Genomic DNA, 10,337 nt, shown 5'->3' on the forward strand with positions numbered 1-10,337 from the left:
GACCGCGGGCGCCTCCACCCAGCGGCGGGCCCCCCCGCCGGCCGGCCCGGGGCGGCCCCAGGGGTGGTGCGCTCCGCGGCCGGCTGGACCGGCCGCGCCAACTCCGCGCTCCCCGTCGGCGATCCGGACCGACCGCTGCCCGCCGCCGTGGACGCGATCGAGTCCTGGTACGCCGGGCTGGGTCAGCCGGCGATGGTGAACACCCCACTCCCGCTCGCCGCGCCAGTCGGCGCCGAACTTGACACGCGGGGCTGGGGCGCCCGACCGCCGGTGCTGGTGCAGACCGTCCCGCTGTCCGGGATCTCCCCGGCCACCGGACCGCCCACGGCCGGCGCCGGGTCGCCGCCGGTCGAGCTGGCGACGGCACCGTCCGAGGACTGGCTCGTCATCGCCGCCGGCCGCAAGGGTGGCCTGCCGGACGCCGCGCGGCACGTGCTCACCGCGGTGGACCGGGTCCGCTTCGCCCAGGTGTACGCCGACGGCAGGCTCGTCGCGATCGGTCGGGGAACCGTCACCGGCGCGGGACGGTGGCTCGGGCTGAGCCTGATCGAGGTGGTGCCGGAGGCGCGACGCCAGGGCCTCGCCGGGCGGATCGTCCGCAGCCTGGCGCAGTGGGGCGCAGCGGAGGGTGCCACCCACGCCTTCCTTCAGGTCGAGCAGCGCAACACACCGGCGGTGACCCTGTACCGGGCTCTGGGCTTCACCACCCACCACACCTACCTGACCCGGGTGGCCCCGACGGCCTGACCGCATCGGGAGGGTTCTCGCAGGTCCTGTGGGGTACGGGAGTGGTGGACGCGGCGCGAGAGGCGCCGTGACCACCCCCGCAACCCCGGCTCAGGAAGGACCACTCGATGGCCACGCGAAGCGCATCGGGGCGCGCCAGCGGTTCGACGGCGACGAAGGACGTCCCCGGCAACCAGACGCCGAACACCCCGAACGTCAACGAGAGCGAGATCGCCCGCCTCAAGGTCGACCAGCTCCGCGACCGACTCCGCCGACGCGGCATCACCGGCACCGCCGACATGCGCAAGGACGAGCTGGTCGACGCCCTGATCAAGGCTCTTCGCGAGGGCCGCAGGACCACCCGGTCACGCAACAGCTCCGGCACCGGTCCGCAGTCCGGTCGCGGCTCCCGTTCCCAGGGCGGCTCCCGGTCCGGTTCCGGCGAGCGGCCCGGCAACCAGACGCCGAACACCCCGAACGTCAACGAGAGCGAGATCGCCCGCCTCAAGGTCGACCAGCTCCGCGACCGACTCCGCCGACGCGGCATCACCGGCACCGCCGACATGCGCAAGGACGAGCTGGTCGACGCCCTGATCAAGGCTCTTCGCGAGGGCCGCAGGACCACCCGGTCACGCAACAGCTCCGGCACCGGTCCGCAGTCCGGTCGCGGCTCCCGTTCCCGGAGCGGCCCCGGCTCGGGTGGTGCCTCCGGCTCAGGCCGCGGTGCCGGCTCAGGCCGCGGTTCCGGTTCCGGCTCCCGAGGCGTGGGCACCGACGGCTCGGTGGCGTCGGACTCACCCCGGGCGGCGGCGCTGGCAGACCTCGAACGGCGAGCGGCGGAACTGGCGGACGTGACGCCGCAGGCTCCGGAGGTGGAGGACGTGGAGCGGCGAGCGGCGGAACTGGAGGCGGCGATGGCCGACAGGACGGCGCTGCCGGTGCCCCCGGCGCCCGACACCCCCGCGCTACCGGCCACACCTGACGACGCGAAGGCCCGGCGGTCCGAACCGAACGACACGGGGCCGCCCGGACCAGCACGGGTCCCGCGCAGCCGGGGAGCCACCGGGGACCAGTCCGTACGGACCCGGGACGAGCCGGTCGGGTCAGGCCCCGACGTGACGATGGAGACGGCCGACCGGGTGCTGACCTCGATGGTCCCGGCGGAGATGGATCCGGTGGACGAGATCGTCACACCGGAGGGCACCGTCCTCACCGCCGGATCCGATTCGGCCGACACCGCGGTGGCGACCCCACCCCTGCCCGGCACCGACGGACGGCACAGCTCCCCCCGCTAGCCTGTTGATCAAGGGGTTTGCGTCAGCGAAAGCGCTCCTGCTGACGCAAACCCCTTGATCAACGGCTGCCGTCGGAGGGACGGCGCACGGGCGGGGTCAGCGACGGACGGGGCGGCGGGGTTTTGCGGCCTTGACCTCGGCGTACCGCTTGAGGGTCTGCGAGCGGTGATCCAGGCCGAGCGCGGTGAGCAGCAGGTAGCCCAGCAGCACGCCGGCGCCGGCGGCGGCCAGGTAGAGCCAGATCTGGGCGAAGAACGTGCCCGCGCCACCGGCGAACGGGTTGTTGCCGACCAGCAGCGGCCCGACCAGCACGGTCAGCAGCAGCGCGGCGCCGACGGCGACGACCAGGTCACTGCTCCACTCGGCGACCGGCCGCTGCCGGCCCCACCGGAAGGCGACCACGGCCAGGATCAGCCCGATCACCACGAACATCCCCAGCGACACCCGGTCGGCGGCACCGTCGTCACCGTCGAAGCCGAGCCGGATGATCAGCCGGGCGACCACGTTGACCGCGAACAGCGCGACCGCGAGAACCACGATCACGCGCCACCGCTCCCTCATCGCACGCCTCCCGCCGTACCGCCCGCCCCGCTGGCGGGCCTCCTGGCAGGAATATGTACCACCGCGACCTGTGTGTCGTCAGTACCGGTCACGGAACCGACGGCGGGCGCAGGCGCTCCGGCGGGGGCGGGGCGGCGAGGACCTGCCGGAAGCCCACCACCGCGAAGGTCATCGCACCGGCCACGATCATCCCCAGATCGACCCAGGTCCCCGCGAGCAGCAGGTCGCCCTCATCGGTCCGCAGGCCAGCGATCGCGACGAGGAGGAACCAGGGCACGGCGGGCAGCGCCACCGCCCAGCGCCGGGACACCACCCGGTGCGCGAACCAGCCCAGCAGCAGGTTCACACCGACCGCCACCAGCACCGCGACACCGATCAACTGCCCGCCGACGCGCAGCGGCGCCAGCAGCAGTTCCAGGACCGCGCTCAGCAACCCGCCGAGCGCGGCCAACACGCCGCCGACGACCCGGAGGGCGAGGTCGAGCGACTCCCGCGACCGTCCGGGGTCGGGCGGCGCGCTCTCGTCCGGGACGACCGACATCGGCGCGGCGGGCAGGGTCACCGGGCGCCGGTCGCGCCGACCGGGGACCGGTCCGCGCCGTCGACGGCGGGCAGCCCGGCGAAGAGGTCCTCCTCCCAGCCGTACGGTCCGAAGCCGGGGCCCTTCTCCCCCACCGCGAGGGTGAAGTACTCCACCCCCATGAACTCGGCGCCGAAGTTGCCGGCGATCGAGTAGAGCCACGACGTGGCGGGGATCTGGGTGGCGTGCGCCCGCATCGCCGCCTCCTTGGCGGCGTGGTGCTCGGTCGCGTCGATCCGGGCCGCGATCTGCTCGTCGGGGGTGCCGAAGGGCAGCTCGTCGGCACTGGCGATGCCGTCGAACGGGTTGTCCGACGCCTCGGTGAAGTGCGTCAGACCGGCGTCCAGGACACTGCGCGGCATCGCCGTCCAGTAGACCTTCGCCGGCGCGCAGCCCTCGGCGCGGGCCAGTTCCACCGCCCGCATCGCCACCCGGTGGGCCTGGATGTGGTCCGGGTGCCCGTAGAAGCCGTTCCCGTCGTACGTGATCATGACCTGTGGGCGGACCTCGCGCATGACCTCCACCAGGTGGCCGGCGGCCTCGTCGAGGTCGGCCTGCCAGAAGGCCCGGGGGTGCTCGTTGGTGGCCAGGCCCATCATCCCGGAGTCCCGGTAGCGGCCGGCACCACCGAGGAAGCGGTGGTCGGTGACGCCGAGTTCGCGGCAGGCGTCGGCCAGCTCGCCGATCCGGTAGCCGCCGAGCTGGTCCGCCCCGGCGGCGGCGAGCTGCGCCAGCTCCGGCACGTGGATCTCGCCCTCCTCGCCGAGGGTGCAGGTCACGAGCGTGACGTGCGCACCGGTCGCGGCGTAGTGCGCCATCGTCGAGCCGGTGCCGATGGACTCGTCGTCGGGGTGCGCGTGGACCAGCAGAAGCCGGCGGGCGGGCAGCGTCGTCACGACCGTCACTCTATCCGGCGGTTCTCCGGCACCCGGCGCCGACGCGTCCGCGCAGGTCGCCCACATCACCCCGGCGGTCGCCCTACGATCTGAAGCTGTGGACTTTCCGGAGCTGGCCGCACGTACCCGTCGGTTCAGGCTCGGGGCACCGCGCGCCGTCACCGTGGCTGACGACGGTTCCCGGGTGGTCTTCCTGCGCTCGGCCGGTCCGGAGGACCCGGCCGACGCGCTCTGGCTCCTCGACGTCGCGTCCGGGGAGGAACGGCTCGTCGCCGACCCGGCGGTGCTGCTCGGCGCGGACGGCGACCCGGCCACGCTGAGCCCCGGCGAGCGGGCGCTGCGGGAGCGACGGCGGCTGAGCACGTCGGGCATCGGCTCGTACGCCCTGGACGACGCCGGCCGGGTGGCGGTCTTCGCGCTCGCCGGGCGGGTGTTCCGCGCGGACCTGGTGCACGGCGACGTGGTCGAGGTGGCCGCCGTCGGTCCGGTGCTCGACCCGCGCCCCGATCCGACCGGGCAGCGGCTGGCGTACGTGACGGACGCCGCCGAGGGGGTCCGCCGGGGGCAGTTGCGGGTGGTCGAGGCCGACGGGACCGACACCCTGCTGGCCGGCGAGGACTCCGGGGTGACCTGGGGGTTGGCCGAACATATCGCGGCCGAGGAGTTCGACCGCTTCCGGGGCTACTGGTGGGCGCCGGACGGGCGGTCGGTGCTGGCCGCGCGGGTGGACGAGTCCCGGCTGGGGCGCTGGCACCTGCACGACCCCGCCGACCCGGCGAGTGAGCCGGTCAGCGTCGCGTACCCGGTGGCTGGCGGCCCGAACGCCGAGGTCAGCCTGCACCTGCTCGACCTCGACGACGGCTGGGTGGACGTGCACTGGGACCGCGAGACCTACCCGTACCTGACGGCCGTGCACTGGGCCGACGGCGGTCCGCTGATCACCGTGCTGCGCCGGTCCCAGCAGCACGGGCTGGTGCTGGCGGTGGACCCACGCACCGGCGAGACCCAGGTGCACGCGGAACTGGCCGACCCCCGCTGGGTGGAGCCGATCCCGGGCACCCCGGCCCACCTGCCCGACGGCCGGGTGCTGGTGGGTGGGGAGCTGGCCCACGACGGGTACGACGCGCGCTGCCTGTTCGCCGACGGGACCCTGCTCACCCCGCCGTCGCTGTACGTGCGGCGGGTGGTCGGGCGACTGCCGAACGGCCCCGGCCCGGCGGACCTGCTGGTGGAGGCGAGCGACGGGGAGCCGAGCGAGCAGCACCTGTTCCGCGTACGGACGAGCATCGGCGGGGGTGTGGATGCCCGCCGGATCACCACCGACGCCGCCTGGCACGTCGGTGCGGTCGGCGGGGACGTGCTGGTGGTGGGCACGGCCTCGCTGGACCACGCCGGCACCCGCTGGACCGTGACCCAGGGCGAGCGGGAGGTGGCGGTGCTGCGCTCGCTCGCCGCCACCCCGCCGTACGCCCCGCTGCCGCTGCTGGAGCGGGTGACCGACCGGCGGCTGCCGGCGGCGGTGCTCTACCCGGAGAACCACGTCACCGGCCGGCGGCTGCCGGTGCTGCTCGACGTGTACGGCGGCCCGGGGCACCAGGAGGTGATCGCCGCGCGCGCGGCCTGGCTGGAACGGCAGTGGTGGGCCGACGCGGGCTTCGCGGTGGTGGTCGTCGACAACCGCGGTACGCCCGGCGTGGCGCCCTCGTTCGAGAAGGCGATCCACCGGCGCGTGGCCGACGTGGTGCTGACCGACCAGGTGGAGGCGCTGACCGCGCTCGCCGACAAGCAGCCGGACCTGGACCTGGACAGGGTGGCGGTGCGGGGCTGGTCGTTCGGCGGCTGGCTGGCCGGGCTGGCGGTACTGCGGCACCCGGAGCTGTTCCGGTGCGGGATCGTCGGCGCGCCGGTGACGGACTGGGCCCTGTACGACACCGCGTACACCGAGCGGTACCTGGGGATGCCCGAGGACGGGATGGACGTGTACGCGCACCACTCGCTGGTGGAGATGGCCGCCGAGCCGGTGACGCGTCCCGACCAGGCCCGGCCGTTGCTGCTGGTGCACGGGCTGGTCGACGACAACGTGGTGGCCGCGCACACGCTGCGACTGTCGGCGGCACTGCTGGCCACCGGTCGCCCGCACGCGGTGCTCCCGCTGACCGGGGCGACCCACATGGCCGCCGGCGGCGTCGCCGAGAGCCTGTTGAGGCTGGAGCTCGACTTCCTCCGCCAGCACCTGGGATGAGGAAGGCCCCCGGCCGACGACGTTGTCGACCGGGGGCCCGCCTGCCGGGGTGCGGCTACTGCTTGACGTGCACGTTCACGAAGGACGGGTACCCGAAGATGCTGGAGATGAAGATCCCGCCCACCTTGGACCCGTGCAGGTAGTAGCCGTTCTCCACGAAGAGCGGCACCGCCGGGGCGATCTCCTTCATGATCCGCTGGTCGAGCTTGGCCCACTCCTTGCCCTGCTCGGTCACCGGCAGCGCGAGGACCCGGTCGAACTCCCTGTTGATCTCGTCGCTGTTGACGTACGAGGTGTTGCTGTTGTTCTCGGCCTTGATGGTCCGGCCGTCGAAGAGCACCGGCAGGATGGCCGCGCCGCTGGGCCAGTCGGCGGCCCACTGGTCGGTGTACAGGTCGTACGGGTTGTTCTTCTTGCCGACCTCGTCGAGCTTGGCGTCGGTCGGGATCGTCTTGATCGTGATCTTGAAGCCGGCCTTCTCAAGGTTGCCCTTGAGCTGGGTGGCCAGCTCCGGCGAGTCGTCGCTGATGCCGAGCACCAGCTCCGGCGTCTTACCGGCGAGCAGTTCCTTGGCCTTCTGGACGTCGCCCGTCGGGCCGGCCGGGTAGGCGTCGTACTTCTCGTAGCCGATCGTCGACGGCGGCATGAGGGTGGTGACGGCCCGCGCGGACGCCTCACCGCCGTACGCCTTGACGAAGCCGTCCCGGTCGATCGCGTAGTTCAGCGCCTGGCGCACCGACAGGTCGGTGACCCGGGAGGTGTTGATGGTGAGCCGCCACAGGCTCGGCGTCGGGCCCTGCACCGAGCGCGGCTTGAGGGCGGCGTCACCGGTGACCTTGGCGACCAGGGCGGAGGGAACGCCGTTCCAGGCCAGCGCCGCCTGGTCGTCACCGTTGTCGGCGATGACCCGGTTGGCGCCCGCCTCCGCGTCCGGGCCGAAGTTCCAGACGATCCGGTCCGGGTACGCGTGCCGCACCGGGTCGGTGTTCGGGTCCCAGTGCTCGTTGCGCTCCATGACCACCTCGACACCCGCGGTGTTCTTGGTGATCTTGTAGGGCCCGGACGAGAACGGCTGGTTGTCCAGGTTGACGCCGGTGTCCTTGTCCGCCTTGAGCGGAGCCGTGTACGGCAGGGAGGCGGCGAACGGCAGGTCGCAGTGCGGCTTGGCGAACTCGAACCGGAGCGTCTTGGCGTCCGGCGTGGTCAGGCCGGGCGGCAGCGCGGTCTTGTTCGCCTTGAAGTCCCACTTGGTGTCGTACTGCGGGGTGTCGGCGAGCCACTCCTGGAGGTACGTGGGGCCGCCGGTGAGGTCCGGGTCGAAGGACCGGGCGATGCCGTACGCGATCTCCTTGGAGGTGATCGGGCTGCCGTCCTCGAACTTCACCCCGTCCTTGATCTTGAATTCCCAGACCTTGCAGTCGGAGTTGACGTCGGTGCCGGGCGTCTCGGCGAGGTCACCGACCAGGGTGACCTTGCCCGAGCCGTCGTCCTTGAACGTGGTCAGGAAGCGGCTGTAGAGCGGGGCGTTCATGAGACCGGCGAACGAGTAGACCCGCTGCGGGTCCATGTGCGAGATCTTGGTCTCCCGGATCACCCGGAAGGTCCCGCCCTTGGCCGCACCGGGGACCTCCGCCGCCGGGCCCATCGACTCCTTCGGGTCGGTGGCGATCGACCCGCTCTGCACGCGGTCGGCATCGGTCGTGCCACCGGTGCCCTTGTTCTCGCTGCACGCGCCCATGACCACGAGCAGTGCGAGTGCTCCGCCAGCGGCGGTTGCCCTCTTCAGGCGCATCTCGCGCCCTCCTTCCCGTCAGAAGTAGAAAACCTGCGATGTATGTAACAGAGACTGGAGGAATCCTCCATGCCCTGCCCGGACCCGATGCTCTATCGCAACCGGACGCGGGGGTCGATGACGGCGTACAGCAGGTCGACCACGATGTTCGCGACGACGATGAAGACCGCGGCCACCAGCACGGTCGCCATGATGGTCGGCAGGTCACCGGCGCGGACGGCGTCGACCGCCGTCCGGCCCAGCCCCTGGATCCCGAAGGTGGTCTCCGTGATCACCGTGCCGCCCAGCGCTCCCCCGACGTCGAGGCCGGCGATGGTGACGACCGGCGTGATGGCGGCGCGCAGTGCGTGCCGCCCGTACACCGTCCGCTTGGGCAGGCCCTTGGCCCGCGCCGTCCGGACGAAGTCCTCCGACAGCGTCTCCAGCATCTGCGCCCGCGACAGCCGGGCGTAGATGGCCGAGAAGAGGAAGGCCAGCGACACCCAGGCCAGCACCAACCCGCTCGCCCACTTGACGGGATCGTCGAATATCGACGTGTAGCCCGGCACCGGCGTGATCCCCAGGTTGTACGTGAAGATCAGCAGCAGCACCGCACCGACGAAGTAGAGCTGCAGTGACGCCCCGGTGAGGGCGAAGCCGATGGCGAACCTGTCCAGCCAGGTGCCGCGCCGCAACGCGGAGACCATGCCCAGGCCCACCCCGAGCAGCAGCCAGAGGATCGCCGCCGGGATCACGATGCTCAGCGTCACCGGCAACACCCGCGTCAGGGTGTCGGTGACCGCCTCGCTGTTGACGTAGGAGTAGCCCAGGCACGGGGCCTCGCACCGGCCACCCTGGGAGCTGCCCAGGTCGCGGCCGGTCACGATGCCCTTCATGTAGTTGGCGTACTGGGTGATCAGCGGGTCGCGCAGGCCGAGTTCCTCGCGGACCCGCTCCAGCCGCTCGGCGTTGCAGTTCTTCGGGCACATGCCGCTGACCGGGTCGCGCGGAAGACCGAAGAACATGAGGAAACTGAGGACGCTCACCGCGAAGAGGGTGAGCACGGCGGTGAGCAGCCGCCGGACCAGGAATCGCGTCATCGCACACCCCTACCGGGAGGACTTCGGGTCGAGCGCGTCGCGCAGCGCGTCACCGAACAGGTTGAAGGCGAGCACCAGGAGGAAGATCGTCACGCCGGGGAAGAGGACGTACGCCGGGTCGGTCTGGAGGTACGGGATGCTCTGGAAGATCATCCGACCGAAGTCGGCGGTGGGTTCGAGGATGCCGATGCCCAGGAAGGACAGCGCGGCCTCGCCGGTGATGTACTGCGGCACCGCCAGCGAGAACGCGACCAGGACGGGTGCCCACAGGTTCGGCAGCAACTGGCGGAACATGATGTGCCCCAGCCCGGCGCCGCTGGCCCGGGCCGCCTCCACGAACTCCCGTTCCCGCAGCGAGATCACCTGACCCCGGACCAGCCGGGCGGTGCTGGTCCAGCTGAAGACCGCGAAGATCGCGATCAGCACCGTCACCTGGAACCACGCCGGCACCTCCTCCCGGGCGCCGTAGAAGCGCAGCGCCACGGTCGGCACCACGGCCAGCGCGAAGATCAGGAAGGGCAGGGCGAGCGCCACGTCGGTGATCCAACTGAGCACGGCGTCGACGGCCCCGCCCAGGTAACCGGCGAGGATGCCCGTGATCACGCCGATGGTCGTCGTGACCAGTGCGGCGGCGAACGCGATGGACAGCGACGTCCGCATGCCGTAGATCATGCGGATGAAGATGTCCCGGCCCAGTCGGGGCTCCAGTCCGAACCAGTGGTCTCCGGTGATGCCGCCCGCGTAGCCGAGGGGCATCCCGTTCCCGTCGAGCAACTGCTGGAACTGCTCGTTCGGGCCGACCCCGTACAGCCGTGAGATCAGCGGCGCGGCGAGGGCCATGGTCACGAGGACGACGAGCACGCATCCGCTGACCATCGCGGTCCGGTCGCGCCGCAACCGGGCCCAGGCCAGTTGCCCCGGTGACCGGCCGACGAACGTCTTCCGCTCGTCGGGACTCACCGCGGGCTCGGTCCCGATCTCCGCCCGGGTCTCGCCCTCCACCGGCGACAGGCTCATCTCGCCACCTCCTCGACGGCGTCCGTGCCGGTCGCGTCGGCACCGGCGGTGAGTGGTCCGGTTTCGGGGAAGTGGCAGGCGGTGGCCTGGTGTCCGCCGTCGCGGGGGGTCAGGGTGGGCTCGTCGGTGGCGCAGATGTCGCGGGCTTT

At 72.2% G+C, this 10,337-nt stretch carries 8 protein-coding genes and 1 pseudogene; 3 read left to right on the forward strand and 6 right to left on the reverse strand.

All coding sequences use genetic code 11. From position 1 onward, the window contains the following. Window positions 1-63: 63 nt before the first annotated feature. Together AB0I76_RS14400 and AB0I76_RS14405 are read left to right on the forward strand one after the other, a co-directional pair. Window positions 64-747 (forward strand): annotated as a pseudogene (locus AB0I76_RS14400) (GNAT family N-acetyltransferase); the annotation flags it as partial. A gap of 107 nt (window positions 748-854) precedes the next feature. Further along, window positions 855-2,021 (forward strand): hypothetical protein, encoded by a 1,167-nt coding sequence (locus AB0I76_RS14405; protein WP_357034566.1) that lies wholly within the window; start codon window positions 855-857, stop codon window positions 2,019-2,021. A gap of 96 nt (window positions 2,022-2,117) precedes the next feature. On the opposite strand, the gene AB0I76_RS14410 is transcribed toward AB0I76_RS14405, so the two are convergent. From AB0I76_RS14410 to mshB, 3 genes are all read right to left on the reverse strand, one after another. Beyond that, window positions 2,118-2,582 (reverse strand): hypothetical protein, encoded by a 465-nt coding sequence (locus tag AB0I76_RS14410; protein WP_357034568.1) that lies wholly within the window; start codon window positions 2,580-2,582, stop codon window positions 2,118-2,120. Window positions 2,583-2,670: 88 nt separating this feature from the next. Next, entirely contained in the window at window positions 2,671-3,123 is a 453-nt protein-coding gene (locus AB0I76_RS14415; RefSeq protein ID WP_357034580.1) for a hypothetical protein, read from the reverse strand. A 17-nt stretch (window positions 3,124-3,140) separates the two neighbouring features. Then, complete coding sequence (gene mshB / locus AB0I76_RS14420; RefSeq protein WP_357034569.1) at window positions 3,141-4,067, reverse strand: N-acetyl-1-D-myo-inositol-2-amino-2-deoxy-alpha-D-glucopyranoside deacetylase; 927 nt, start codon at window positions 4,065-4,067, stop codon at window positions 3,141-3,143. 88 nt (window positions 4,068-4,155) lie between these two features. On the opposite strand from mshB, the gene AB0I76_RS14425 reads away from it, so the two are divergent. Beyond that, window positions 4,156-6,300 carry a prolyl oligopeptidase family serine peptidase gene (locus AB0I76_RS14425; RefSeq protein WP_357034571.1) on the forward strand — a complete coding sequence of 715 codons (2,145 nt, stop codon included), beginning with the start codon at window positions 4,156-4,158 and terminating at the stop codon, window positions 6,298-6,300. A 55-nt stretch (window positions 6,301-6,355) separates the two neighbouring features. Here the strand turns inward: AB0I76_RS14425 and AB0I76_RS14430 are convergent, their stop codons facing one another. From AB0I76_RS14430 to AB0I76_RS14440, 3 genes are all read right to left on the reverse strand, one after another. Continuing rightward, a complete protein-coding gene (locus AB0I76_RS14430) occupies window positions 6,356-8,092 on the reverse strand; it encodes an ABC transporter substrate-binding protein (protein WP_357034573.1) in 1,737 nt (578 codons plus the stop codon). Window positions 8,093-8,184: 92 nt separating this feature from the next. After that, window positions 8,185-9,171: an ABC transporter permease gene (locus AB0I76_RS14435; protein WP_357034575.1), complete on the reverse strand. Its 987-nt coding sequence runs from the start codon at window positions 9,169-9,171 to the stop codon at window positions 8,185-8,187. Window positions 9,172-9,180: 9 nt separating this feature from the next. Further along, a complete protein-coding gene (locus tag AB0I76_RS14440; protein WP_357034578.1) occupies window positions 9,181-10,188 on the reverse strand; it encodes an ABC transporter permease in 1,008 nt (335 codons plus the stop codon). Window positions 10,189-10,337: the final 149 nt, after the last annotated feature.

The sequence above is a fragment of the Micromonospora sp. NPDC049799 genome, assembly GCF_040656655.1.
Lineage (GTDB): Bacteria > Actinomycetota > Actinomycetes > Mycobacteriales > Micromonosporaceae > Micromonospora.